The sequence below is a fragment of the Streptomyces guryensis genome, from assembly GCF_021261325.1.
GTDB classification, from domain to species: domain Bacteria; phylum Actinomycetota; class Actinomycetes; order Streptomycetales; family Streptomycetaceae; genus Streptomyces; species Streptomyces guryensis.
In genome coordinates this window covers 519,782-544,017 of sequence record NZ_JAJSBI010000001.1, presented here as the reverse complement: position 1 = coordinate 544,017, position 24,236 = coordinate 519,782, and the positions used below count along the sequence as shown (strand labels likewise).

Below are 24,236 nucleotides of genomic sequence, written 5' to 3'. Positions count from 1 at the left end.
GAAATGTGAGTTCACCTCCCTTGTAAAGAGTTTGTTGCAAAGAGTCTGTTGCAACGAACCCTTTGTAAGGGTTACTTTTGTGCGCATGAACGAGCCCCAGGACCCACAGGTCCGCAGTCTCGACGCCCGCTCCCTGCGCGGGCTGGCACACCCCCTGCGCATGCAGTTGCTGGACGCCCTGCGTTTCGGCGGTCCGGCTACCGCGTCCCAACTCGGCGAAAAACTCGGCGAGTCGAGCGGTGCCACCAGCTACCACCTGCGACAGCTCGCGGCCCACGGCTTCATCGAGGACGCCCCTGAGCGCGGCAAGGGGCGGGAGCGGTGGTGGAAGGCGGTCCACAAGGGCCTGCGCTTCGACGACGCGCTGCTCACGGATGCCAACCCGGACGTACGCGGAGCCGCCGACATGTACCTCCACGAGGTCGCGACCGCCCAGACCCGGGAGCTGTCGACCTGGCTCGGCAACCGCCAGGACTGGCCGGAGGATTGGAACCGAACCTGGGACATGAGCAGCGCGACACTGCGGCTGACGCCCGAACTCACCCGGGAACTCGTCGAGAAGATGCACGCGCTCGTCGACACCTACCGCGACCGCGCCGCCGACGAGGACGACGAAGCCACCGCCCAGGTGCGGATCCACACGCACGCGTTCCCCCTGACCACGGAATGAGAGGCCGCAGCCCGATGCACCCCGAGACCCACCTCGCCCTGCACCACGCCCGCGCCGCCGAACTCCGTGCCGAAGCCGACGCGTACCGTCTCACCGCCGCGGCCCGGCACCGCCGGGACCTCCGTACCCGCATCGGCTGGACCCTCGTGGAGGTTGGACTGCGGCTGGCGGCCGCGCCCAAGACTGCGGCTGCTGTTCTCTAGTCGTTCCGTCCGGGGAGGCTCGCCGGGATCGGTCAGGCTGCGCACACGGACAGCCCTAGCGACCGGCCTCCGCCAGGATCGCCTCCACCACCGCGGACACCGACCCGGGATGCAGGAAGAGAAACAGGTTCGGCTCGACCAGCTCCAGCTCCATCAGCCGCGGCTCCCCGTCCGCCCCGTCGACGAGGTCCACGCGCGCGTACAGCAGCTCGGGCGCATCCGGTACGGCGGCCAACGCCCGTTCGGCGACTGCGAGTTCGGCCGGGGTCGGGGTCCATGGGACCAGGTCCGGGTGGGCCACCTTGGTGGCGTCGTACGCCGTGCCGGGTGCCAGTACGGCGCCCTTCCGGCCGGCGTGCAGGAAGCGGCCGCCGAAGAACTGCAGGGCCCGCTCGCCGCTGACGTCGATGCCGGACAGATACGGCTGGACCATCGCGGTCAGCCCCTCCTCGTGCATGCGCGCGAGGTGCCGTACGGCTGTGTCGTGGTCGTCCGGTGTGTAGCGGGCGGCGTACCGGGCGCCCGCGCCCGAGGTCGGCTTGATGACGTACTCGTGGTCGTCGGGGAGGTCGGGGGCGTCTCCCGGTGCGAGGTACCGGGTGGGGACGGTGGGTACTCCCGCCTCCGCCAGTTCCCCGAGGTACCGCTTGTCAGTGTTCCAGCGCACGACCACGGGCGGATTGGCGAGCCTGGTGACCGCACCGCACTTCTCCGCCCACGCCACGAACTCGTCCGCCCGCCAGCTGTAGTCCCAGGTCGACCGGATGACGACGAGGTCGAAGCCGCCCCAGTCGGTGCCGGGGTCGTCCCACGGGACGGCGACGGCCTCGGCCCCGGCGTCCCGCAGCGCGCGCACCAGCACGGGGAGGTCGCGGTCCTTGCTGGGCTCCGGTCCGGGATCGTAGGTGGCGAGAGCGACACGGACCACGGCGGCCTCCAGTCTCGTAGGCAGAAGTTCTTACGGCGGTGGATCGCTTCGCAGGCTAACCGGCACGCCTGCAACCAAAGCAACCGGATTGACCTTCACCTTGGTGAAGCCCCAGCATCGGTGGAAAGGAACGCGAGGCTGTGTCGTAGCGGACGTGGTGCGGGAGGCCTCCTGATCGTCGTCGGCGGGGCGGCTGGTGTAGGAACGAGGGTGTCGTTCCTGCCCTCACGGATGGAGTGCATCGCGTGTCTCCTCTCTTTCCCGCCCTGCAGAGCCCGAGCGAGCAGGTGGCTCTGCGCTTCGGCGACCGGTCCCTGACGTACGCCGAGCTCGCGTCCGCGACCGGTGCCCTGGCGGCCCGGCTCCCGCACGGCGGACGGGTCGCGATCTGGGCCACGTCGGCGCTGGAGACCGCGGTGGCCGTGGTGGCGGTGCTGCGGGCCGGGTCGGCCGCCGTACCGCTCAATCCGAAGTCGGGCGAGAAGGAGCTCGGGCACATCCTGTCCGACAGTGCGCCGTCGGTGATACTGGCGGCTCCCGGTGATGAACTGCCTTCCCGTGTACGGGATTTGGAGTGCGTCGATGTCGACGTGACCGGCACCGGAGGCACCGCCCTCGCCCTCCTGACCGACGACGAGGCCCCCGCCCTGATCGTCTACACCTCCGGCACCACCGGGCCGCCGAAGGGCGCCGTCCTCCCCCGCCGGGCGATCGCCACCACGCTGGACGCGCTCGCCGACGCCTGGCAGTGGACCGGCGACGACGTACTCGTGCACGGGCTGCCGCTGTTCCATGTGCACGGGCTGGTGCTGGGCATCCTGGGCCCGCTGAGGCGCGGCGGCTCCGTGCGCCACCTGGGGCGGTTCAGCACGGAGGGCGTGGCGCGCGAGCTGAACGACGGCGCGACCATGCTGTTCGGGGTGCCGACGATGTACCACCGGATCGCCCAAGCACTCCCCGATGAAGCGGAGTTGGCGAAGGCCCTCGGCCGGGCGCGGCTGCTGGTCTCGGGTTCCGCCGCGCTCCCGGTCCACGACCACGAGCGCATCGCGGCGGCGACCGGGCGGCAGGTCATCGAGCGGTACGGCATGACCGAGACTCTGATGAACACCAGCGTCCGGGCGGACGGCGAGCCGCGCGCGGGCACGGTGGGCGTGCCGCTGCCGGGTGTCGAGCTGCGGCTGGTGGAGGAGGACGGGTCGACGATCACGTCGTACGACGGAGAGACCGTCGGTGAGATCCAGGTGCGCGGCCCGAACCTGTTCACCGAGTACCTGAACCGGCCCGACGCCACGGCCGCCGCGTTCACCACCGACAGGTTCTTCCGCACGGGCGACATGGCCGTCCGCGAGCCCGACGGGTACGTCCGCATCGTCGGCCGCAAGGCCACCGACCTGATCAAGAGCGGGGGTTACAAGATCGGGGCCGGTGAGATCGAGAACGCGCTGCTGGAGCATGCGGGGGTGCGGGAGGCGGCGGTCACCGGGGAGCCGGACGCGGATCTGGGCGAGCGGATCGTGGCGTGGGTGGTGCCGGCTGATCCTCAAGCACCCCCGGGTGCCGAGGAGTTGGCGGACCATGTGGCGGGCCGCCTCGCCCCCCACAAGCGTCCGCGCGTGGTCCACTACCTGGAGAGCCTCCCCCGCAACGACATGGGGAAGATCATGAAGCGGGCGCTGCACCGTGCCTGAGCCCCGCCTCTCCGCCCGCGAGATCCTCACGCTGGTCACCGACGCCTCGACCTTCGCCGAACTCCCGTACCCGGCAGGGGAGTCCAGGCCCGACGGCCCTCTTGCCTGGCAGGGTTACGACGCCTCGCGCGCCCGTGCGGCCGAGCGGACCGGCGAGACGGAGTCGGTCGTGTGCGGCACCGCCCGGGTCGCGGGCACCCAGGCCGTGCTGATCGCCTTCGAGTTCGGCTTCCTCGGCGGCTCGCTCGGTGAGCGGACCGGCGACCGCCTGGAGGCCGCCCACGGCCATGCCCGTGCACACCGGCTCCCTGTCGTGCCGCTGGTCGCCACGGGCGGCAGCCGTATGCAGGAAGGCATGCTCGCCCTGACCCAACTCCAGCGCGTGGCCCGCCAGTCGGCCCTCACCCGGGAGGCCGGACTGCCCCAGATCGCCGTCCTGAGGGACCCGACAACCGGCGGCGGCTGGGCCACCCTCGGCGCGGGCGCCGACGTGATCCTCGCCCTGCCCGGCGCCCAGGTCGGCTTCGCGGGCTCCCGGGTCCGGCCCCAGGACGCGGACCCGACGGCGTACACGGCGGAGGCCCAGGTGACGGCGGGGGCGGCGGACGCGGTGGTGCCCTTGACGGAACTGCGGGAGACGCTGGGACTGTGGCTCCGCTTGCTTTCCGCGCCCCGAGGCGCGGGGCTGCACCATATGCGGCTCCGCCGCGGGGGCGCGACCAGCCACAACACCACCGCAGACGCCATACGCCCCAACGCGCCACTACCTGCAGCGCCGCTCCCCTCCGCCCTCGGCGCCCAGGAGCTGCCCACCACCGGCTGGGACGCAGTCCAACAAGCGCGCTCCCCTCGACGCCCCCGCGCCCACGCCTACTTGGACGCCTACTTCACCCACCGCGCAGCGATCCACGGCGACCGCTGCGGCGGCACCGACACCGAGGGCATCCTCTGCGGCTTCGGCACCGCCCAAGGCCGCACCGTCGCCTACGCCGCCCAGACCGGCACCCCCACCCGCCCGGCGGGCTACCGCACCGCCACCCGGCTGATCCGGCTCGCGGACCGGCTCGGCATCCCGGTGCTGACCCTGGTGGACACGCCGGGCGCGGCCAACGACGCGGAGGCGGAGCGGCAGGGTGCGGGCGCCGCGATCGCGGAGCTGTTCGGCGCGGTGGCGGCCGCCCGCGTTCCGGTCACCACGCTGGTGATAGGCGAGGGCGGCTCCGGCGGCGCACTGGCGCTGGCCGCGCCCGGCAGCACCTGGGCCACGCCGGACAGCTACTTCTCGGTGATCGCCCCGGAGCTCGCGGCCGCGATCCTCAAGCGGCCGGCAGAGGAGGTCGAGGCCACGGCCGGCCAGCTGCGCATCCGGCCGCAGGACCTGGTGGAGCTGGGGGTGATCCGGGGCGTCGTGGGGTGCTGACCGGAAGCCCGGCCCCGCAGAACCCGGGACATCGCCAAGCACCGTCCGCAACAATGGAGTTCGGCGAGGTCACACAGCACACGGGGGAGCGAGCGGCGCCATGGACGGGTTGATGGAGTTCAGGACCGAGGACGGTGCCAGGGTTGTCGTGGAGGGCGTGGAGAGCGAGTCCGGCGCCCGGCTCGTCTCCCGCGGCGGCGGTCCGGTCCTGGCCGCGCGGACCTTCGAGGGCGCCCTGGACGGGGTGCGGGCGGCGGCCGAGTCGGCGCTCAGGGTGTTCCGGGACGGCTCGCTCAGGCCCGACACCGTGGAGCTCGAGTTCGGGGTGAAGCTCAGCGCGGAGACGGGCGCGATCATCGCGAAGGGCGCGGCGGAGGGGCATCTGGTGGTGAAGCTCAGCTGGTCACCGGAGCGGTCCCGGCCCGCTCCGGAACCGCCGCAGGCTGCTCCCGCGGACGCCGGCCGGTCATGAGCGCAGCCGCCTGGCACGCCCGTGTCGAGTGCGGGAACGAGGTCGGCGCGGGGTTCCTCGTCTCCGCCCGGCGGGTGCTGACGTGTGCCCACGTCGTCCGGCAGAGCGGCTCGGCGGACGTCACCGTGTCGTTCCCGCAGCGCGGGGAGCTGGGCGCGCTGTCCGCCACCGTTGCCGTGCACGGCGGCTGGGAGGGCGCCGCGGCCGACCCCGGTGACCTGGCCGTACTGGAGCTGGACCGCGAAGTGCCGCTGGTCCCGGCCGTGTTCGCCCCGCCGGGGGCCGAGCACGGCGTTCCCTCGCCGCTGCTGGAGGCCTACGGCTTCCCGGTCGGGTACGACGAGGGCACGCTCGCCCAGTACCGGGCCGTGTCGAGCACGCTGATCGCCGGTGAGTGGGTGCAACTGGAGGCCGCCACGGCGCACGGGCAGCCGCTCGCCGCCGGGTTCAGCGGGGCGGCGGTGACCCTGGGGGACGGCCGGGTGGTCGGCATGGTCTCGGCGATCGCGGGCGCGAGGGACGTCCGGGTGGGCCGGATGCTGCCCACCCAGGTGATGGCGCGCTACTGGCCCGAGCTCGGCGAACTGGTCCCCACCCCCGAGCACCGGCCGGACGCCATGAAGCGGCTGTACACGCTGGTGCGGCGGGCGGTCGCCGAAGGCGCGGACTGCGACCCGGACCGGCTGTACGTCGATGCCGTGGGCCCCTTCGGGCCGCCGCTGCCCGAGGGCGGGTTCGGCTCGCTGTGGGACGCGACCGGGTATGTGCAGTGGGAGGTGCCCGACCCCGAGGCGGCGACCCGGCTCGCCGGCCGCCTCGCGGAGCTGCTCGACGCGCCGGACACCGTCGCCGCCGCGTCCGTCTGGTCTCCGATCCTCGTCGAGATCGACCACAGCGGCGCGGGCGCCGACCAGGTCACCGTGGAGGTCTCCGCCTACCGGGGCGGACAGCGGCGGCGCGTGGGTTCGCACCGGCTGCCGCGCACCGCCGTGCGGGCCTACGTCCAGGAGCGCATCGACGAGGCGTTCGCCCAGCTCGCCCCGGACGCGGACGAGCTGGTCACGTTCGTGCTGCCCCGCGAGTGGCTCAACGAGCCGGTGGCGCAGTGGGAGTGCGGTGCCGACGACTCCACCCCGCTGGGCTGCGCCTATCCCCTCGTCGTGGTGGACCGGGCCCGGTACCGCAGCGGTGGTCTGCGCCACCGGCTGGCGAAGAAGTGGCAGAAGCTGGACGCCTGTCCGGGGGCGCGTCTGCACCGCGTCGAGTGCGGCACCCCGGAGCATCCGCCGAGTCTGCGCAAGCGGCTGCGGGACGACGACGCCGAGCTGGCAGGTTTCGCCTTCCCGCCCGCCACCGCCCGGCGCCACTTCGAGATCGGCCTCAACACCCCCGTCCCGGTGCTGCTGTGGCCGCGGACGGGCTGCGCAGACTCCCGGCACGACGCCCCGTGCACCGGTGCCGCGTTCCTCGACGAGCTCGCCGCCTCCGTCGCCGGCATCCCGCCCGCCGAACTCCCCTCTCACATAAGGGAGTTGCGTGAGACCGCGGAGGCGGACGAGGACCCGGAGCAGCACTGGGCGAAGGACGTCCAGCTCCTCTGGGACGATCCGCGCTGTTTCCCCGAGCCCGCCGCCAGCCTCCACTCCCCCGTCGCCTGAGCCGCCCGCCGCACCCCCACGGAGAGAGATCCCATGCCCCTGTGGCCCGTCTACACCGGCACCAACGAGCCGCACGACGGCATCACCGAGCTGCCGCCGCCCCCGCCCTGGCGGGCCTTCGACGGCGGACCGGTGCTCGGCCTGCCGGAGGCGGGCGACGACGACGCGGCCACCTCCCCGGACCGCGCACACCGCGCCGAGACGTACCGGCCCACGGAGCAGACCGTCCAGCTGGTCAACGCGGCCCTGTATCTGCGCCGCCCGCTCCTGGTCACCGGACCGCCCGGCACAGGCAAGTCCTCGCTGGTCTACGCGGTCGCCCGCGAGCTGGGCCTGGGCCCGGTGCTGCGCTGGAACATCACCAGCCGCAGCACCCTGCACGACGCCCTCTACCAGTACGACCCGCTCTCCCGCCTGTACGCGGCCCGGCACACCACGGCCCCGGAGACCGGCATCGAGGACCATCTGCGCCTGGGCCCGCTGGGCACCGCCCTCCTCCCCTACGCCCGCCCCCGCGCCCTGCTCATCGACGAGATCGACAAGAGCGACCTGGACCTGCCGAACGACCTGCTGAACGTGCTGGAGGAGGGTCAGTACGAGATCCCGGAGCTGGTCCGCACCGCCCGCCGCGCCCCCGAGGCGGAGGTGATGGTCGACGGCACCGACGAGCGGGTCGCCGTCCGGCGCGGCCGGGTCCGCTGCAAGGCGTTCCCCTTCGTCGTGCTCACCAGCAACGGCGAGCGCGAGTTCCCTCCCGCCTTCCTGCGCCGCTGCGTCACCCTGCGACTGCGCCAGCCCGACGGCAGCCGGCTCGCCGACATCGTCCGCGCCCACTTCGACGAGGAGCCCGACGCGGGCGCGCAGCGCCTGATCGGCCGGTTCCTGTCCCGGGTGGGCGGCGGCGACCTGGCCACCGACCAGCTTCTGAACGCGATCTACCTGGCCCGTTCCTCCGACCTGCCCGCCGAGAACCTCGACGAGCTGGCGGAGCAGCTCATGCCCTATCTCGGCGAGGCCCCGCACAGCGATGCCTTCTGAGCCCTCCGGCGCCCCTGAGCCCCTCGCCCGCCTGGCCGACGTACTGACCCAGGCGGCCGAGGGCACCCGCCCGACCCCGCTCGAACTCGCCGAACTCCTCTGGCTGGCCGCCCACATGGAGCCTGCCGACGAGTCTGCCCCGCCCCCGGCCCCGGAGCCTCCCGCACCGGACACCGGCCCCACAGACACCGCCGAGCCCCCGCCCCCGCCACGCCCGCACCACCACGACCCGGCCCCCACCCCGCCGTCTCAGCCCCGCCGTGTCCCCCTGCACCTACCCGGCCCCGGACCGGCGACGAAGCCGCACGCCACCCTGCTGGCCCCCGCACCGCCGATGCTGCGCCACCCCCTGGCCCTGCAGCGCTCCCTGCGGCCCCTCAAGCGCCGTATCGACGCCCCCGTACGCCTCGAACTGGACGAGCGGGCCACCGCCGACCGCATCGCCCGCCTGGGCGCGGCCCCCGAGTGGTGGCTGCCTGTCATGCGCCCCGCCCAGGAACGCTGGCTGCGCCTGAACCTGGTCTACGACGACGGGCCCACGATGCCGGTCTGGCGCCCTCTGGTCCACGAACTGCACACGGCACTCGCCCAGTCCGGCATCTTCCGCACGGTCGGCCTTCACCACGCCGGCCCCGACGGCACGGTCCACCGGCACGGCGGCGACGCCCCCGCCGACGGCCGCACGGTCACCCTTCTGGTCAGCGACTGCATGGGTCCGCAGTGGCGGGAGGGCCCCGCCGGCAGCCTCTGGTACGGCGTGCTGCGCCGCTGGGCCCGGCGGATGCCGCTGGCCGTCGTACAGCCGCTGCCCGAGCACCTCTGGGCGGACACCGCCCTGCCGACGGTGCCCGGCCGGCTGTCCGCCCCGTACCCGGCGGCCCCCACCACCGCGCTCGCTTTCACGCCGTACGACACGACGGTCCAGCACGAGGGGGACGGCGCCATCGCCCTCCCCGTGCTGGAACCGGGCCCGGAGTGGCTGGCGAACTGGGCGGCGCTGATCGCCACACCGGGAGGCACGGAACACCCCGCCTCGGCCGCCCTCCTCACCGGCCCCCTCCCGGCCGACGCCGACGACCGCACCGACGTCGCCCGGCTCTCCGCCGAGGAACTGGTCCTCCGGTTCCGGGCGACCGCTTCCGCCGAGGCCGTCCGGCTGGCCGGTCACCTGGCCCTCGGCCGGCCCGACCTGTCGGTCATGCGACTGGTCCACGCGACCCTCGAACCACGGCCGCGCCCCCAGCACCTCGCCGAGGTGATCCTGAGCGGCATGCTCACGACGGTCCCCGGCCCGCCCGGTTCGTACGCCTTCCGCCCCGGCGTACGCGACCTGCTGCTGCGCGGACTGCCCCGCAGGGCCCGGGCGGGGACCTCCGAACTCCTCGCCCGGATAGGCAAGTTGATCGACGATCGGGCCGGGTCGGCACCCGGGGAGTTCCAGGCCACGGCACCCGCGGTGGACGGCACACCGAGGGCGGTGGACGCCGAGGCGTTCGCGACGGTGAGTCCGGACAGTGCGCGGCAGCTGACCGGGGAGGGCGGCCGGACGCCGTCCTCGGTTCCGGGGCGCCTGGGCACCCGCTACCGGGTGGTTCGGCGGCTCGGGCCGACCAGGTCCCTGTGGCAGGCACAGGACACCGAGGAGAACCGCACGGTGGTGCTGCGCCTGCACGAACCGATCACGGATCCCGCCCGAAGTGCGGCATTCCTGCGGGACGCACGGCTGCTGCGGGACCTGAACCAGCGGAACGTGGTCACCGTCCACGACTTCGGCATCGAGGACGGCGTCCCGTACGTCGTCATGGAGCACTTGGACGGCCTCGCCCTGAACAGCCTGGCGGCACCGAACGGCTACCGTCTGCCGGCGCCGCTGACCGTGTCGCTGGGGTGGCAACTCGCACAGGCCCTCGGCGCGCTCCACGAGGCCGGTTTCGCCCACATCGGGCTCGACATGACCAAGGTGCTCCTGCTGCCCGACGGTACGGCCAAGCTCACGTTGCTCCCACTGGAGCGGACGACGGAACAGGACGAGTACTCGGCGGATCTGCGGACGCTCGGGCAGTTGCTGTTCCATCTGGCGTCGGGCCATCCGCGCGGGGACGGCACGCCGGTCGCACCCGATCACCTCACAGGCCTGCCGGTCCAGCTGCGCACGCATTTCGCGTCGGCGCTCGACGCGCTCCTTTCCGGCGAGCTCGACAACCAGCGAGGCGGCCTCGGGCGCCTCCAGCACCCGACGCTCCTGTCCCCCCTGGCGACGGCCCACGCCCGCCTCCACTACGCGCTCCTCGGTCCACCCGCCGTCGACCGGGGCGAAGGCCGCCCCCTGGCCATCGGCTCCCCGCAGGAACAGGCGATGCTGTGCATGCTCCTCCTCCACCACGGCCGGAGGGTGACCCGCGCCGAGCTGACCGAGGGCATCTGGGGCCCCAAGGCCCCCGAGCGCGCCGACGCGCTCCTGGGCACCTACGCCTCCAGGCTGCGCAACGCCGTGGGTCCCGGGGTCCTGGCCACCCTGTCCGACGGGTACGCCGTGCACACCAGCACCGACATCGTGGACGTGATCCACTGCCAGCAACTGGTGGCCGAGGCGGAAAAGGACCGTGCGCTGGGTCGCGTCGAACTCGCCCACAGGTGGGTGAACGAAGCCCTGGGCCTCTGGCACGGCGAGACCGCCCTGGACGGCGTCCCCGGCCCCGCCGCGGCCGCGGCCCGCACCCGCCTGCTCCAGCTCCGCCTGGGCCTGTACCGCACCCGCGCCGAACTCGACCTGGACGTGGGCGAGTTCGAGATGGCCGCGACCAGTCTCGAGCGGCTGGTCGGCGAGTACCCGTCCCGCGAGGACTTCCGCCGCCTGTACCTGATCGCCCTGAAGGGCCAGGGCCGTATCGAGGAAGCCCTGGAGGTGTACGAGGAGTACCGGCTCTCCGGCGGCACGAACCCCGAACTCCGCCTGCTGGGGCGGGAACTGCGCGAGGAGTTCGGCGAGACCCCCGAGGACGAGCCGGAGCCGGAGTACGAGCCGGGCCCGGACCAGAACACCGGCTTCGGCCTGTTCGCTCCGGACGAGACGCCGGAGGGGAGCTTCCGGCCGGAGGACCTGCCTTCGCTGCTGTACCTCGACGAGGAGTCGGCGTCCCCTTCCAGCCATCTGGACGTGGAGTCCGCCGAGGCCTCGCCCGCCTACGGAGGCTTCGCCCGCTACGACCTGGCCGACGGTCCCCAGGACCGGGAGTCCCTCCCCGCGCTGGGTCGTGCGGTGATGCGGCTGATCACGGCGAGCGGGCTGGAGGAGACGCGGTACAGGCAGCGCGAGGGCGAGAAGGGCTACGCCGTGTCCCTGGATTCCGGTGCGGCACGGCCTCTTCTCGTTGCCACGATGGTCCGGTTGGCGGACCGGCTCGTCGAACTGGGCGGCACCAGGCTGCAGATCGCCTTCCGCGCCACCGGGGACGAAGAACCCGACGAGGCGGCGGCCCGGCATCTCCTGGACACGTCCGGGGCGCGCGGCATCATCGCCGTGTCGGCCGCCCTCCGTGCCGAGCTGGGCGAGGCCGACGGCTCGACGCCCGCGCTGCGACCGCTCACCTTGGACCCGGCGGCCGGCTGGTACCTCCTCATCCACCTGCCGCGCACGGCCTACGACGGCACCCCTCCCCCGTCGCCCGCACTGGGCCCGTATCCCCTGACCGCCACCCGGCCCCTGCCCGCGCCCCACGGCAGGACGCGGAACGTCGTCTTCGCCCTCCCCGGCGGCGAGTTCAGCCTCGCCCGCACTCCGGAGGCCCACAGCTACTACGAGGTCGACCTCACCATCCACCACACCGGCCACCAGGTATCCCTGCCGAGCCACGGGGGCGGCGCCTTCGCCGCCTTCATCGAACTGTCCTGGCACGTCGACGACCCGGTCGCCTTCGTCCGCGGCGCGATGACCGGCATCCCCGAACGTCTGCTCGCCCACGTCACCGAGGAAGCACGCCGCATCACCCGCCGACACCCGCTCGCACGCGCCGGGGCGGCCCAGAGCGCGGTGCGCGACGCACTGCGCCACTGGCCGGTGCCGGGTCTGGCGGTGGCGTGCTCGATTCGGCTGACGGCGCCGGGGGACGCGCCAGGGACCGCGCGGTGACGCACATAAACCGCAGAACCACCATTCGGCCGCACCCCGACCGGCCCCCCACAAAAGGCGCCACCCGCCTCCGGCACCGCACGATGCAAGTGGGACCCGCCGCCCGGCGGCCCCGCAACGGTCTGCGTTTCTCTGGAGGACCCTGCATGACCGCAAGTCTGGAGCAGTTGCGGCGCTGCCATTTCGCCGTAGATCTGGGGGCGGCCCGGACCCGCGTCTATGTCAGGGGGGCCGGGCTGGTCGTCGACCAGCCGTCGGTCGCCGCCGTGAACACCCGGAGCGGTGCCCTCATCGCCGTGGGTGACTTCGCCGAGCGGATGAGGGGCCGCACACCGGCCCACATCCGCGTCGTGCGCCCGGTGTCAGGCGGCACCGTCGTCGACATCGAGATGGCGCAGCGCATGCTCCGGGGCCTGCTCGGCGACAGGCTGCGCCGCGCCCTGCGCCGCAAGCCGTTCCTGCGCGCCGCGGCCTGCACCCCGCACGAGGCCGACCCGCTGGCCCGGCGGGCGGCCGTCGAGACGCTGGTGGGGCTCGGCGCACGGCGTGTGGAGCTCGTCGACACGCTCATCGCCGCCGCCGTGGGGTGCGGGCTGCCCGTGCAGCAGCCCGAGGCCACCATGATCATGGCCTGCGGGACCGCGACCACCCAGGTGGCCGTGCTCTCGCTCGGCTCGACCGTGAGTTCCGAACGCATTCCCGTCGGCGGCGAGGCCGTCGACCACGCGATCGTCCAGCATCTGCGCCACCAGCACGAGTTGATGCTCCCCAGCCAGTCCGTACGCCCCCTGCACGTCGCACTCTCCGGCATAGGACTCACCGCCCAGGGGCCGACGTCCACGGAGATCCGGGGGCGGGACGTCGTCACCGGTCTCGTCCGTTCGGTGCAGGTCGACACCGCCGCCGTGCGCGAGGCGATCGAGACCCCGCTGACCGCCGTGGTCGACGTCATCGGCCGGGTACTGCGGGAGTGCCCGCCCGATCTGGTCGCCGACCTCGTCGACCGGGGGATCATGCTGGTGGGCGGCAGCGCGCTGCTGCCGGGGCTGGACGAGATGGTGCGGCAGGCCACCGGCATGCCGGTGCACATCGCGGAACGGCCCGACGTGTGTGCCGTACAAGGCCTGGGCTACATGCTGGAGGGCAGGATCGAGCCACTGGCGCTCGGCCCGATCGTCATCTGAGCCCTGCCGCCGGTCAGCGGGTGAACCAGCAGCGGACCGTGGTCCCGCCGGGCCCGGTGTGCATCCGGACGAGGTCCGCGACGAGGTTGACCATGAGGAGCCCGCGGCCGCCGTACTGGTCGCGGGCGACGGGCCGGCGGCCGGCCAGCGGGTCCGTGAGGTGGCCCTTGTCGCGCACCTCGCACACCACGTACCCGTCCTCGGCCCACACGCCGAGCGCACCCGAACCGCCGCCGTGCACCACGCTGTTGGTGACCAGTTCGGCGGTGGCCAGCGCGAGGTCCCCGCCCCGGGTGGACGGCAGGCCGAAGCGCAGGGCCTCGTCCACGGCGAGGTGCCGGGCCTCGGAGAGGGTGTCCGCGTCGAAGCGGAAGGACAGGAAGGACGGGACGTCCGGTCCGGGTGGCAGCGGTTCGTTGTAGCGGGCGACGACCTCCGCGGGGGCGTAGGCCCCGCTGTCCTCCTGCCGCCCGGAGCCGGCCCGGACGAGGGTGGGGTGGGTGGCCCAGGCGTCGGCGATGACCTGCGGGTCGAGGCTCCGGATGTCGTACGGGCACAGGATGGTCGCGCTGCGGCCCCGGAAGGCCGCGTTGATCAGCGCCTCGTGCTGGACGCAGGCCGGGTACTCGGCGGGCGTACGGCCGGCCCAGATCGGTTCGCCGATGATGCTCACGCGCAGACCGGGCCGCTGGGCGTCGGCGAAGGCGCGCAGCACCGCGGGGATGATCCGGCCGGGGTTGCGCCCGGCCTCCCGCATGTCCAGGAACCGCACGGCGCCGGCCTCGTCGCCCAGCGCGTCCCGGATCAGCCGGAGGCGCTCCCCGGGCACGGCCACGGCGACGGGTTCACCGGCCGCGAGAGCCTCACGGACGAAGGGGACGGTGCCCGCGAGGTACTCGTCCTCGTCGCCGTAGAGAAGAGCGGGGTGCACGAAGGGGGAAGCGAGGTGCGCGCCGTCGGCGGGGATCACTGGGGACCGCTCCCGTCGTGCGCGCATGCTCACCACCGCCTCCTCCGCCCCACCGGCTCCCTGTATGTCAGGGCGCGTACCCCGGCGGACGGCTGTCACTCCCCCGGGATCCGGGGGAGTTCCGCGTGCGGGATCAGTACGGCAGGATCCGCCCCGAGGGTGTCCTGCGGTCGATGGTGGTGTCGCGGGGCGTAGCGGGCCTGCGGATGACACGGACGCGGGTCTGACGGTTCATGGCGACCTCCTCGGACCTGCTGGCTGACGTGAACCAGCCTGGTCCGCGCGCCACTTCGGCACATCGTGCCCACGGAGGCACCTGTCATGCCTCCGCAGCACGACCCGGGGCGGATTCGCTACTTCCCGGGGAGGAGAACGACCCTTAGAAACCCATTAGCCCCCTATGTGCGGGCCGGTTTGAACCAGTCGGGGTCGGCCCAGCGCTCGCGTCCCGACAGGTCCGGGCGGTAGCCGGGGTCCCGTTCCCTGCGCAGCCGGACGCTCCAGTGGAGTACCGCCTCGGGGGGTACGGGGCGCGTGCGCCGGCCCACGAGGATCCACGCCGTGCCGTTGTGGTGGACGGGGGCGTCGGCGAAGGCCTCGGTCACCGCGGTGGCCGCGGTGTAGGCGCCGGGCCGGAAGTCCAGGTCGTCGCAGACACCGTCGGTGATCCACTTGAGGGGGATCGTGGAGAGCAGGGGCGCGTCGGGGGCGTGGTCGAAGGTGCCGCCGACGTCACAGTGCACCCCGGCGAACCACACCTCCTCCGCCGTGCTGGTGTCCGTGTCGGGGCCGGGGCTGCGCGGCTTGACGAGGAACTCCCGGTACGGGCGCCGCCTCTCGTCGAGGGACACGGCGTGCCGGATGCGGGCGGCGTTGGGCAGGGAGTGGGTGTACGGCCAGCGCAGGTTCCCCAGACGGAGGAGGCCCGCCGCCTTCACGGTGTCCCAGACGCCCAGGTAGGCGACCGGGAGGGCGTGGTGCGAGACCTGCCGGGGGTCGTTGCCCTTCACCTGCGGCCACAGCGGCTCGTTCTCGGTGCGCAGGCAGAAGGCGTGCGAGAAACGGGCGACCTCCTGCTCGCTCTCGTCGATGTTCTGGTTGAAGGCGTACTTCGCCACGGCGTACGGAACCAGGTTCTCCGCACCGGGCCGCATCAGCCCCGGCTTGTTGAGCATGCCCACCAGCGCGCGTGCCGTGTAGGCACCGCGGCTGAACCCGAAGACGTACACCGCGTCCCCCGGCTGCCAGTGCTGCATGAGGTAGGTGTACGCCTCGGTGAGGTTGGCCCTCAGCCCGGTCCCGAAGGCGAGGCCGCCGAGCCGGGAGAGCCGCCGGCCCAGCGGCCCTCGCGCGGTGGCCGAGGACATGGTGCCGACCCCGGGGTCGTAGTAGAGCAGCTGCCTGGACGGGTCGTCCGTCTCCAGCATCTCGTAGAACCTGACCACGTTCGTGGGGTTGCGGGCGCCGACCTGGTTGCCCGAGCCGTCCAGGCAGACGACGATCCTGCGTGGCATGACCACGGCCCGCCTAACCGGCCCGGCGGCTGCCGGCGCGGGAACGCGGCCGGGCGGACGCGGTGCGCGCCCCGGGCGTGATCTGCTGCTGGAACGCCTCCAGCGCCATCGGGCTGTCCGCCGGGAGTACGGCCATGACGCGGCGCCGCTGCGCCTTGGCCAGGACGTCGCCGGCCGGTGTGCCGTGCCGGGCATGGACGATGCGCACGCGTCCGTCGCCGGAGCCGCGGGCGGCCACCGGGGCGACCGCGGCGTGGGTGCCGTCGGGCAGGGTCACCCACAGGTTGAAGTCGTCGTACCGGACGTAGTCGGCGCCCTTGATCGGCCAGGGGTAGTGGTGCTCCCCGGCCGCCCTGGGCAGGATCCCCTGATGGTTGCCGCGGGTCAGCGGCACGCACGCGTTGAACAGCGAGTCGGTCCAGGCGGCGACGCCCTCGGCGTCCGCGATCGGGGTCTCCAGCAGCTTGCGGGCCCGCTTGTAGCCGAGGGCTTCGAGGGCGGGAAGGGTCTGGGGGAAGGCGGCGACGAGGTCGGCGGCCTCCTGCCGCAGCCGGTCGACCTTCGCGGGGTCGGCGCAGAACTGCATGCTCCACTCGATGCCGACCCGGGCCCGGAACATCCGCCAGCCGGCGTCCGTCTTCACCCAGAGACTGCCGCCGTGGTGCATCTCGTAAGGCCCCGGCCCGTACGGCCGCTCGGTCTTCCCCAGCTCCTGGAGGATCTTGTTCACGGCCGTCTTCGCGGCACGGAACTCCGCGGACTCGACGCGTACCTGGTGCTTGACGAGCTGTATCTCCCAGGGGTGGTCCTCCCGTTCCGTCTTGCCGAAGGTGAGGGAGGGAGGGGTCTTCGTCGCCGTCGCGGATCGGTCGTCGGCCATGGCGGGGCCTCCTTCTGTCGACCTGTCGACATCTCTCTCCTCATCGTCCTCCCGAGGCCCAGTTCTCGCTCTGCGTAACACCTGGACCGTTCAACGACATAACAGCTGACCTTTCAACGATCGCTTTTGGGCCGATAAACGATCACTGAGAGACACGGGTGCGCCCGTCGGGTGGTGGAGTCACCCGCCCACCTCCCCGAGACGCTTCGGCGTCTCGACGCGCTTGCCGAAGAGCAGGGCCTGGCCCGCTCGGCCCCCGGGAGCCGGCGGCCAGGACGGCCCTGCCCGAGCACACCGTGCGCACCCTGCTCAAGGGCGGCACCGCTCCGGCGGACAAGGTCAACGACCGTGTCTGCGCCCGCCTCAGGCCCCTCGCGGACGCCCATCTGGCGCGTACCGGCGGCCGTGTGTCGGATCTCGCCGGCGACATCCGCGAACGCCTGGGCGTCTCCGACCACTGGGCGCGCCAGGTGTGCGCGGGCAGGAAGGTGCCCAGCGTCGAGTTCCTGCACGGCCTGGTGGAGTTCTTCGGCGTCGAGGGCGGCGAGGCGTTCTTCACCGCACCGGCCGCCGACGCCCTCGACCGCGTACTCCTGCCCGTCCTGCGGGGGTTGGAGGGACCGGACGGACAGCGGGATCCGATACGGGCCCTGCCCGTCGCGTCCTGCGCGCCGCCGCCCGCCCGGTCGGCGCCGCCTGGGACCTGGCCGTGGGGCAGGACGCGTTCCACCCCGGCGCCAGGGACACACCGCCGACCGCCCTGGAACGCTTCCTCGCCCGCTTCGTCGACCGCGCGGTCGCCACCGGGGCCCGCAACCCCCGGGCCCTCGGTGCCCTCCTCGACGTCATGAGCCTGGAGAAACCCGCCACCCGCCTGTCCTCGCCCGACATGCTGATCCCCATGTTCTTCGGCCCCCGGAAACCACACCTGCAGGGCCAACCCCTGACCGAGCCGGAACTCAAAACGGCCGCCCCCTACTGACCGACCGGCTCCCGCCGTCCGCGGCGCACACTGGAACCATGCGCATACGCACACCCCCGGGCGCCGTCCGGTGGCTCCGTGCCGCACGGACGCCCATCCGCCACCACCATCCTGCCCCCGCCCGCCCCTCGCACCGGGCCCAGTTGCTCGCCCTCGTGGCCGTCCTGGACGAGGCGGTGGCCGCCCAGACACCGGCCGACGCGGCGGTGGCCGCCTGCGGCGAACCGGGTCCCGTCTCCCGCGGGACGGCACGCTTGTGCAGCCGCCAGAGCAGCACCCTGCACCGTCTGCGCACCCGCCTGCAGGACCTCGAACTCACCGACCCGGACCTGCTGCGGGCGCAGGCCCACGCGGCACGACTCATCGCCTACGACCTCTGGATGCTGCGCCAGTCGCTCGACCTGGCCTTCCCGCTCCGCCCCGACCCCCGCACCGAGGCCACCCGCCTGCGCCTCAACGGCCTGGGCCGGCACGCCGACGACCTGCGCCGCCTGCGCGACGGGCTGCGCGAGGAGACGGGCTGAGGAACGCCTACCCGAGGACGGTCGAAGTGGCCGAGGGAGGATCGGTCGGCCGGGGCGAGGTCGCCTCACCGGAGTCGGCCTGGAGAACGAGAACGACCGCTATGACCGCCATGGTCACGGCTGTCAGCGTGACCAGCCACCACATCCTGATCGGTTTCGCGTGCCCGGCCATGGCGCCCTCCTCGGTCGGGAGCCTACGCGCCGAACCGACACCGAGGCCCCGTTCTTCACAGCACACCGACAAGCACAACACCGCACCGGCGCCCCAGCGGTACCGAGCACCACATGGCTGCCCGGGCCGCCGACCGGCCCGGCACTCAGCCTGAGTGGGGAAGGCTCGCTGTCAGCCGTTCGACCGCTGCCGTCACAAGTCGTTCGCGCTCGGCCTCCGAGAGCACATCCGGGAGAGTGAGCTGTTCAACGATCAGCCAGTTGAGCGTCAGGTACAGCAGTTGGACGGCGGTGGCGTCGCCGGGCAGGGCTGATTCCTCGTGGTAGGCCACATTGGCTTCGAGGTCGGCACGCACTTGTTCGGTCAGCACCGCGCGGAGTCGCGGCCGCCGGGTGGCCTCCAGGCGCAGTTCGAGAAGCGCGAGATAGCCGGTGCGGAAGTCGCTGATCCGGCCGACGAGTTCGCGCATCAGGACCGCGTAGGTCTCCCGGTCTCGCGTGCCCGCCCGCTGCCGGGCGATGGTTGCCTCGTCGGGCTGGAGCCGCTCGTAGACACGGGCGCCGGCCTGGGGGAGCAGGTCGTCGCGGTTGGTGAAGTAGTTGGAGGCCGTACCGGCGGGCACACCGGCCTCGGTGTCCACCGCCCGAAACGTCAGACCCGGCCGCCGGAGCGGGCTTCAGGCCAGGCCGTTGACCAGCCCCGTGAACAGGGAGGGCAGGCGTACTGCGGTGGGGACGATCAGGTGGGTGAGTCGGGGGTGGGCGCGGAGGCGTACCAGGGTGTCGGTGAGCAGACGGTGGCGGCGGGAGGCGCGGCGCCAGGCCTGTTCGTAGTCCAGGGGTCGGTCACCTCGGATGCAGCGGACGAGCTGGGCGGCACCGGCCACGGCGAGCGAGATGCCTTCGCCGGTGAGCGCGTCGATGTATCCGGCGGCATCGCCCACCAGCAGGACTCGGCCGGCCACCCGGCCGCGGACCCGTTGCCGCAGTGGTCCCGCGCCGCGGACGGCTGAGGAGGCGTGCGCGGGCAGGCGGCCGGCCAGGGACGGAAAGCCGGCGAGCTGCACGTCGAACGGTGCCCGCTCGCCGGTCAGGATGGCCACGCCGAGCAACTCGGGCCCCAGCGGGGTGACGTAGGCCTCGGCTCGCCCGGACCAGTGGACCTCGACGTGGTCGGTCCAGGGCGCGATGGCGAAGTGTCTGCGCAGCCCGTAACGGGACGGGCGCGGGTCGGGCAGGTCCAGGCCGAGGTGTCGGCGGACGGGCGAATGCAGGCCGTCGGCGGCAGCGAGATATCGGGCTGTGAACCCGGCCGCGGTGACGCTGCCGGTGTCCTGACGGACCGTCACCGGATCGACCTTGACCGGATGTACCGGGACGCCCAGCTCCGCCGCCCGACGGGCGAGCGCCGCGTGCAGGTCCGTACGCCGCACCCCCAGGCCGGGGCCGCGGCGGAAGCCCGCCTCGGCGTGTTGCCGGGCGTCGTCCTCGGCGTCGAGGTACCGGATGCCGCGCAGAGGGTGCCCGGGCGGGGCGATGCCCAGTTCGGCTAGGGCCCGCACCGCGCCCGGCATCAGCCCTTCGCCGCAGGCCTTGTCGACCGGCGTCGGCCGGGGCTCGGCCACGGCCACGTCGAGTCCGGCGCGGGCGGCGTGGATCGCGGTGGCGAGACCGGCCGGCCCGCCGCCGACGATCAGCAGGTCGAGCATGGCGGAGTCGCGGGGGCCGGGGGCGGGGCGGACGGGGCCAGTGCCGCGTTCTCGCAGCGGAGCCGGACGGTCAGGAGGGGCAGGTTGAGCAGAGTGAAGCCGGTCGCGGTCAGCCACGCCCCGTGGACCAGCGGCAGGGCGAGTCCCTCCACGACCACAGCGAGGTAGTTGGGGTGGCGCAGCAGCCGGTAGGGACCGGCGCTGACCAGCGGCAGGCCGGGCACGACGATGACGCGGGTGTTCCAGCGCGGTCCGAGGGTGCTGATGCACCACCAGCGCAGCGCCTGCGCCCCGAGCGTGAGGGCCAGCATCGGCCAGCCGAGCAGCGGCTGGAAGGGTCGCGGGGCGAGCCAGGTCTCGGCGAGGCAGCCGGCCAGCAGACCGGTGTGCAGGGCGACCATCACCGGATAGTGGCCGTCCCCGTACGCCACGCCGCCGCGCGCGCGGCTCCAGGCGGCGTTGCGGCGCGCGACGACGAGCTCGGCGAGCCGCTCGGCGGCCACCAGCAGGATCAGCACGGTGTAGCCGGTCATCCGTCACCTACCAACGCAGGAGTACGAGTTCGGAACTGAAGCCCGGCCCGAGCGCCAGCAGCAGGCCGGGGGTGCCGGCCGGGGGCGGACGCAGGGCCAGGGTGTCGCGCAGGATGTGCAGCACGGAGGCGGAGGAGAGGTTGCCGACCTCGGCGAGGGAGCGCCAGGTCAGTTCCAGCGAGTCGGGTCCGAGGCCGAGTGTCTCCTGGAGCGCCTCCAGCACCTTGGGGCCGCCGGGATGACAGACCCAGCCGGTGATGTCGTCCGGCTTCAGGTCGTGTGCGGCCAGGAAGGACCGCACCTCTTCGCCCAGGTGGAGCCGGACCAGTTCCGGCAGTTCGGCGCGGAGCACGATCGTGAATCCCCTGTCGCCGATGTCCCAGCCGAGGGCGTCCTCGGTGCCCGGGTACAGGCGGCTGCGGGTGGCCATCACCTGAGGTCCGGCGTACTCCTGGACGCGGGGATGGCCCCGGCCGACAGCGACCAGCGCGGCGGCGCCGTCGCCGAAGAGCGCACCGGCCACCGTGTTCTGCGCGGAGGTGTCATCGCGCTGCAGGGTGAGGGAGCACAGCTCGACCGAGAGCAGCACCGCGACCTGGTCCGGGTGGCCCTCCAGGTAGTCGTGCACCCTGGCCAGCCCGGCGGCGCCGGCCGCGCAGCCCAGGCCGAAGACCGGCACGCGCTTGACGTCCGGGCGAAACCCCAGGCGCCCGGCCAGCCGGGCCTCCAGTGACGGGGCCGCGATCCCGGTGACCGAGGTGGCGAAGACGAGGTCCACCTCCTGCGGGACGAGCCCGGCCTGGTCCAGGGCGGCTCGCAGTGCCTCCTCTCCGAGCCGCAGGCCCTCCTCGATGAACAGGTCGTTGGCCTGGCCGAAGCCGTCCAGCAGGGCGTACCGCTCCAGCGGCAGGGCGAGGTGACGGGTGCGGACACAGGCTGTGGCGTGCAGCCGGTCCAGCACACCACGGTCCCGCTTCGGGGCACCGGCTCCGGGAAGGCGCATCAGCGCGAGCGCATCGGTGATCTCGCGCTGGGGGTAGCGGTGAGCCGGCAGCACTCCATGGACGGCGGCGATACGCGTCATTCAGCAAGAATAGGGATGATCGACAAAAATGCTGATAAGCCACACATAGACGGCATTTCGCTAGTGTGGGAGCTGTGGGAGCAAGCCGACCGCGCCTAGCATTCGGGGCGTGCACAGCGTCGAGACGTCGCCGATCCCGGCCCCCGCTGGGCCTCGCCGCCGCGGAACCGCACGCGCGATCGACCTCCTGAAGGCTGCCCACCCCGCGCCCTCGGCGGCCGTGACCGCGGTGGTCACCGCGCTGGCCGCCGCATCCGGGCGGGGCGGCGCCGGTACGGCACTGATCGCGGCGGCGGTGCTCACCGGCCAGCTGTCAGTGGGCTGGAGCAACGATCTGATCGACGTCGACCGGGACGTGGCCGCCACGCGTGGCGACAAGCCCCTGGCGACCGGAGCGGCCTCGGTGCGGGCGGTGACGATCGCGGCGGGCTGCGCCCTCGTAGCCTGTGTGCCGCTCTCCCTCGCGAACGGATGGCTGGCGGGCGGCGCCCACCTGATCGGCGTGGCCGCGGCCTGGGGCTACAACCTCGGCGTCAAGAGCACCGTCTGGTCGTGGCTGCCGTATGCGGTCGCCTTCGGGCTGCTGCCCGCGTTCGTCACCCTCTCCCTGCCGGGCGGCCCATGGCCGCACTGGTGGGCGCCGGTCGGCGCCGCGCTGCTGGGGGTGGGCGCCCACGCCGCGAACGTCCTGCCGGACATCGACGACGACCTCGCGGTGAACATCCGCGGCCTGCCCCAACGCCTGGGCCTCCGCGGCGCGCGGACGCTGGCGGCGTCGGCGCTCGCCGCCGGCTCTGCCGTGCTGGTCCTGGGCCCGGCGGGCCCCGTCGGCATCCCCGGACGAGCCGGGCTCGCCGCGACCTGCGCGCTCTCGCTCACCGTCGCCCTGTGGCCGACCGGGCGGAGCCGGGCCGCCTTCATCGCCTGTCTGGGTCTGGCCGCCTCCGACGTCGCCCTCCTGCTCCTCCGCGGCGCACGCCTCGCGTGACGGGACATCACGTCGATCGCGCGTCGATGGGCGCCGGGGCTGCCCCCCTTTCACGGGAACGCGTGCGCAGGCGGAGGGCCAGGAGCAGCCCTGCGGCAGCGGTGAGCGTCGCGGCCGCCTCGGCGACAGCGGAGGCGGTCTTCTCCGGATACCAGACGGGTTCGTACATGTTGGGCAGCGGCCCGACCGTGCCGACGTCGACGGAGTGGTACAGCAGCACCGCGGCGAGGCCGGCCGCGGCCACCAGCAGCGCGTAAGCCCACACGAGGGGCCGCCTGCCGAAGAGGACCAGCAACACGGCCGCCAGTGCCGCGGCACCTGCCTCGATACGGAACAGGTCGCCCTGGCTGATCGTCCTGGCGACCGGGTCGTAGGTCGCGGCGAGGTCGGCATGCACGTAGGCGTCCACCGCCAGACCGGCGGCGGTGATCAGGCGAAGCGCCCACAGGCAGGCGCTCAGGGCGAGTACCCGCCGCGTACGGGACGGTTCGCGTGGTCCGGATCCGATGACTTTCATGGGGCGCCTCCTCAGTCCGCCGCCCCCCATCAAGGGGTACGAGTCAGGACATCTGCAAGTTCATCCGCACCGCGCACTCTCTGAGTCGACCTCGCTCACCGGGGCCGGAGCTCGACGAGGAGTCGGCCGGAGCTGGTGACGACGTCCATGCGGGCGATGTCACGCACGCCGAGCGCGGACGATCCCGGGACACTGACCGCGGTTTCGTAGCCGGACGTCCAGGTGGCCGCCGTCTCGGTGTGGCCGTCGCGGGCGTGCACCACCAGTCGACAGACGGCAGGGGGCAGCCCTGACAGGCGAAGCCGGATCGACGTACCCGTCACGGCCGGGGCGAGTGCGGCGGACGCGGTCACATGTGTGGTCGGGTCGGTGACGGAGACCGTGACCGCCGACGGGACTGCCGCCGGTTGACTGCTCTGCGTGCTCAGATAGACGCCGAAACCCGTGACGGCGGCCGCGACCGCGAGTGCGCCGGCGATCAGGAGCCTGCGCACCCTTGCACGCCGTACGGAGCGGGACACGGCCTGAGCCGTGCCGACCGGCTCGGGCGCCGCGGCCGGGACATTCGTTGTCGGACCGGTCTGCGCCAGCTGCCCCGGCTCCTCGAAGGGCACCTGCTCCATCAGCCCGACCAGCGGCGCCAGCTCCATCAGCTGGGCGTGGCACTGCGCACAGCGGGCCACGTGCCGCTCCACCGTCGAGCACTCCTCCGACTCGAGCACTCCCAGCAGGTAGGCACCAAGAGCCAGGCTCTCGCGACACGCCATCGCGCCCTCACCCCACCTCCGCCCCCCTTGCCGAACGAACAGGCGCATGCATGCGGAAGGTCGCTATAACCCGATATACGCGCATCGAGTGCTCCAGGTTCATCCGACGCTCCACTCGGCAACGAAATGCCTCAAAGGTGGCAAAGATTACAAAGATGCCAAAGACGACAGCGACAAAAGTGAATCAAAACCGTGTACCAGACG

Annotated in this window: 22 protein-coding genes and 1 pseudogene; 12 read left to right on the top strand and 11 right to left on the bottom strand. The window is 73.0% G+C overall.

Features of this window, described 5'->3' with window-relative positions:
* Positions 1 to 85: 85 nt before the first annotated feature.
* Together LJ657_RS02525 and LJ657_RS02520 are read left to right on the top strand one after the other, a co-directional pair.
* The gene (locus LJ657_RS02525; RefSeq protein ID WP_232646507.1) at positions 86 to 670 is read left to right on the top strand and encodes an ArsR/SmtB family transcription factor; all 585 of its coding nucleotides are present in this window, start codon (positions 86 to 88) and stop codon (positions 668 to 670) included.
* A 14-nt stretch (positions 671 to 684) separates the two neighbouring features.
* Positions 685 to 873 (top strand): hypothetical protein, encoded by a 189-nt coding sequence (locus tag LJ657_RS02520; protein ID WP_232646506.1) that lies wholly within the window; start codon positions 685 to 687, stop codon positions 871 to 873.
* Positions 874 to 928: 55 nt separating this feature from the next.
* Here the strand turns inward: LJ657_RS02520 and LJ657_RS02515 are convergent, their stop codons facing one another.
* A complete protein-coding gene (locus LJ657_RS02515) occupies positions 929 to 1,801 on the bottom strand; it encodes an ATP-grasp domain-containing protein (RefSeq protein WP_232646505.1) in 873 nt (290 codons plus the stop codon).
* 245 nt (positions 1,802 to 2,046) lie between these two features.
* Between LJ657_RS02515 and LJ657_RS02510 the strand changes: the two genes are divergently transcribed.
* The 7 genes from LJ657_RS02510 (at position 2,047) to LJ657_RS02480 (ending at position 13,393) form a co-directional block, all read left to right on the top strand.
* Positions 2,047 to 3,492, top strand: coding sequence for an acyl-CoA synthetase (locus tag LJ657_RS02510; protein ID WP_232646504.1), 1,446 nt, complete (start codon positions 2,047 to 2,049; stop codon positions 3,490 to 3,492).
* Positions 3,485 to 4,912, top strand: coding sequence for a carboxyl transferase domain-containing protein (locus LJ657_RS02505; protein WP_232646503.1), 1,428 nt, complete (start codon positions 3,485 to 3,487; stop codon positions 4,910 to 4,912). The genes LJ657_RS02510 and LJ657_RS02505 overlap by 8 nt, the downstream gene beginning before the upstream one ends.
* 100 nt (positions 4,913 to 5,012) lie before the next feature.
* Positions 5,013 to 5,384: a CU044_2847 family protein gene (locus tag LJ657_RS02500; protein ID WP_232646502.1), complete on the top strand. Its 372-nt coding sequence runs from the start codon at positions 5,013 to 5,015 to the stop codon at positions 5,382 to 5,384.
* The gene (locus LJ657_RS02495) at positions 5,381 to 7,042 is read left to right on the top strand and encodes a VMAP-C domain-containing protein (protein WP_232646501.1); all 1,662 of its coding nucleotides are present in this window, start codon (positions 5,381 to 5,383) and stop codon (positions 7,040 to 7,042) included. Before LJ657_RS02500 ends, LJ657_RS02495 begins: the two co-directional genes overlap by 4 nt.
* A 33-nt stretch (positions 7,043 to 7,075) precedes the next feature.
* The gene (locus LJ657_RS02490) at positions 7,076 to 8,080 is read left to right on the top strand and encodes an AAA family ATPase (protein ID WP_232646500.1); all 1,005 of its coding nucleotides are present in this window, start codon (positions 7,076 to 7,078) and stop codon (positions 8,078 to 8,080) included.
* Entirely contained in the window at positions 8,070 to 12,209 is a 4,140-nt protein-coding gene (locus LJ657_RS02485) for an SAV_2336 N-terminal domain-related protein (protein ID WP_232646499.1), read from the top strand. The genes LJ657_RS02490 and LJ657_RS02485 overlap by 11 nt, the downstream gene beginning before the upstream one ends.
* 146 nt (positions 12,210 to 12,355) lie before the next feature.
* Positions 12,356 to 13,393, top strand: coding sequence for a rod shape-determining protein (locus LJ657_RS02480; RefSeq protein ID WP_232646498.1), 1,038 nt, complete (start codon positions 12,356 to 12,358; stop codon positions 13,391 to 13,393).
* Positions 13,394 to 13,406: 13 nt separating this feature from the next.
* Here LJ657_RS02480 and LJ657_RS02475 read toward each other — a convergent pair whose 3' ends face one another.
* The 3 genes from LJ657_RS02475 to LJ657_RS02465 all read right to left on the bottom strand — a co-directional run bounded on the left by LJ657_RS02475 (position 13,407) and on the right by LJ657_RS02465 (position 16,757).
* Positions 13,407 to 14,390, bottom strand: a complete 984-nt coding sequence (locus LJ657_RS02475) for an anti-sigma factor RsbA family regulatory protein (protein ID WP_232646497.1) — start codon at positions 14,388 to 14,390, stop codon at positions 13,407 to 13,409.
* Between the two features lie 371 nt (positions 14,391 to 14,761).
* Entirely contained in the window at positions 14,762 to 15,877 is a 1,116-nt protein-coding gene (locus LJ657_RS02470) for a T6SS phospholipase effector Tle1-like catalytic domain-containing protein (protein ID WP_232646496.1), read from the bottom strand.
* Positions 15,878 to 15,890: 13 nt separating this feature from the next.
* Entirely contained in the window at positions 15,891 to 16,757 is an 867-nt protein-coding gene (locus tag LJ657_RS02465) for a DUF6424 family protein (RefSeq protein WP_232646495.1), read from the bottom strand.
* Positions 16,758 to 17,403: 646 nt separating this feature from the next.
* Between LJ657_RS02465 and LJ657_RS02460 the strand changes: the two are divergent.
* Positions 17,404 to 17,739, top strand: a pseudogene (locus LJ657_RS02460) (pyridine nucleotide-disulfide oxidoreductase); the annotation flags it as partial.
* A 38-nt stretch (positions 17,740 to 17,777) separates the two neighbouring features.
* Complete coding sequence (locus tag LJ657_RS02455; protein WP_232646494.1) at positions 17,778 to 18,263, top strand: hypothetical protein; 486 nt, start codon at positions 17,778 to 17,780, stop codon at positions 18,261 to 18,263.
* 7 nt (positions 18,264 to 18,270) lie between these two features.
* Here the strand turns inward: LJ657_RS02455 and LJ657_RS02450 are convergent, their stop codons facing one another.
* From LJ657_RS02450 to LJ657_RS02430, 5 genes are all read right to left on the bottom strand, one after another.
* Positions 18,271 to 18,435, bottom strand: a complete 165-nt coding sequence (locus tag LJ657_RS02450; RefSeq protein WP_232646493.1) for a hypothetical protein — start codon at positions 18,433 to 18,435, stop codon at positions 18,271 to 18,273.
* 145 nt (positions 18,436 to 18,580) lie between these two features.
* Positions 18,581 to 19,090, bottom strand: coding sequence for a TetR/AcrR family transcriptional regulator (locus tag LJ657_RS02445; protein ID WP_232646789.1), 510 nt, complete (start codon positions 19,088 to 19,090; stop codon positions 18,581 to 18,583).
* Between the two features lie 21 nt (positions 19,091 to 19,111).
* A complete protein-coding gene (locus LJ657_RS02440; protein ID WP_232646492.1) occupies positions 19,112 to 20,143 on the bottom strand; it encodes an NAD(P)/FAD-dependent oxidoreductase in 1,032 nt (343 codons plus the stop codon).
* Positions 20,128 to 20,676 (bottom strand): isoprenylcysteine carboxyl methyltransferase family protein, encoded by a 549-nt coding sequence (locus LJ657_RS02435; RefSeq protein WP_232646491.1) that lies wholly within the window; start codon positions 20,674 to 20,676, stop codon positions 20,128 to 20,130. Before LJ657_RS02435 ends, LJ657_RS02440 begins: the two co-directional genes overlap by 16 nt.
* A gap of 7 nt (positions 20,677 to 20,683) precedes the next feature.
* Positions 20,684 to 21,760 (bottom strand): type III polyketide synthase, encoded by a 1,077-nt coding sequence (locus tag LJ657_RS02430; protein ID WP_232646490.1) that lies wholly within the window; start codon positions 21,758 to 21,760, stop codon positions 20,684 to 20,686.
* Between the two features lie 109 nt (positions 21,761 to 21,869).
* Here LJ657_RS02430 and LJ657_RS02425 point away from each other — a divergent pair, with 109 nt between their 5' ends.
* Positions 21,870 to 22,748 carry a UbiA family prenyltransferase gene (locus LJ657_RS02425; protein WP_232646489.1) on the top strand — a complete coding sequence of 293 codons (879 nt, stop codon included), beginning with the start codon at positions 21,870 to 21,872 and terminating at the stop codon, positions 22,746 to 22,748.
* A gap of 7 nt (positions 22,749 to 22,755) precedes the next feature.
* On the opposite strand, the gene LJ657_RS02420 is transcribed toward LJ657_RS02425, so the two are convergent.
* Positions 22,756 to 23,265: a hypothetical protein gene (locus LJ657_RS02420; RefSeq protein ID WP_232646488.1), complete on the bottom strand. Its 510-nt coding sequence runs from the start codon at positions 23,263 to 23,265 to the stop codon at positions 22,756 to 22,758.
* A gap of 95 nt (positions 23,266 to 23,360) precedes the next feature.
* On the bottom strand, positions 23,361 to 24,032 hold the full coding sequence (locus LJ657_RS02415; RefSeq protein ID WP_232646487.1) for an anti-sigma factor family protein: 672 nt from the start codon (positions 24,030 to 24,032) through the stop codon (positions 23,361 to 23,363).
* Positions 24,033 to 24,236 lie beyond the last annotated feature (204 nt).

Bases quoted from the DNA above. Each gene is read 5' to 3' on its own strand.
- LJ657_RS02525 (WP_232646507.1), top strand. From the start codon at position 86: ATGAACGAGCCCCAGGACCCACAGGTCCGCAGTCTCGACGCCCGCTCC.
- LJ657_RS02520 (WP_232646506.1), top strand. From the start codon at position 685: ATGCACCCCGAGACCCACCTCGCCCTGCACCACGCCCGCGCCGCCGAA.
- LJ657_RS02500 (WP_232646502.1), top strand. From the start codon at position 5,013: ATGGACGGGTTGATGGAGTTCAGGACCGAGGACGGTGCCAGGGTTGTC.
- LJ657_RS02495 (WP_232646501.1), top strand. From the start codon at position 5,381: ATGAGCGCAGCCGCCTGGCACGCCCGTGTCGAGTGCGGGAACGAGGTC.
- LJ657_RS02490 (WP_232646500.1), top strand. From the start codon at position 7,076: ATGCCCCTGTGGCCCGTCTACACCGGCACCAACGAGCCGCACGACGGC.
- LJ657_RS02485 (WP_232646499.1), top strand. From the start codon at position 8,070: ATGCCTTCTGAGCCCTCCGGCGCCCCTGAGCCCCTCGCCCGCCTGGCC.
- LJ657_RS02480 (WP_232646498.1), top strand. From the start codon at position 12,356: ATGACCGCAAGTCTGGAGCAGTTGCGGCGCTGCCATTTCGCCGTAGAT.
- LJ657_RS02475 (WP_232646497.1), bottom strand. From the start codon at position 14,390: ATGCGCGCACGACGGGAGCGGTCCCCAGTGATCCCCGCCGACGGCGCG.
- LJ657_RS02470 (WP_232646496.1), bottom strand. From the start codon at position 15,877: ATGCCACGCAGGATCGTCGTCTGCCTGGACGGCTCGGGCAACCAGGTC.
- LJ657_RS02465 (WP_232646495.1), bottom strand. From the start codon at position 16,757: ATGGCCGACGACCGATCCGCGACGGCGACGAAGACCCCTCCCTCCCTC.
- LJ657_RS02455 (WP_232646494.1), top strand. From the start codon at position 17,778: ATGCGCATACGCACACCCCCGGGCGCCGTCCGGTGGCTCCGTGCCGCA.
- LJ657_RS02450 (WP_232646493.1), bottom strand. From the start codon at position 18,435: ATGGCCGGGCACGCGAAACCGATCAGGATGTGGTGGCTGGTCACGCTG.
- LJ657_RS02440 (WP_232646492.1), bottom strand. From the start codon at position 20,143: ATGCTCGACCTGCTGATCGTCGGCGGCGGGCCGGCCGGTCTCGCCACC.
- LJ657_RS02435 (WP_232646491.1), bottom strand. From the start codon at position 20,676: ATGACCGGCTACACCGTGCTGATCCTGCTGGTGGCCGCCGAGCGGCTC.
- LJ657_RS02430 (WP_232646490.1), bottom strand. From the start codon at position 21,760: ATGACGCGTATCGCCGCCGTCCATGGAGTGCTGCCGGCTCACCGCTAC.
- LJ657_RS02420 (WP_232646488.1), bottom strand. From the start codon at position 23,265: ATGAAAGTCATCGGATCCGGACCACGCGAACCGTCCCGTACGCGGCGG.
- LJ657_RS02415 (WP_232646487.1), bottom strand. From the start codon at position 24,032: ATGGCGTGTCGCGAGAGCCTGGCTCTTGGTGCCTACCTGCTGGGAGTG.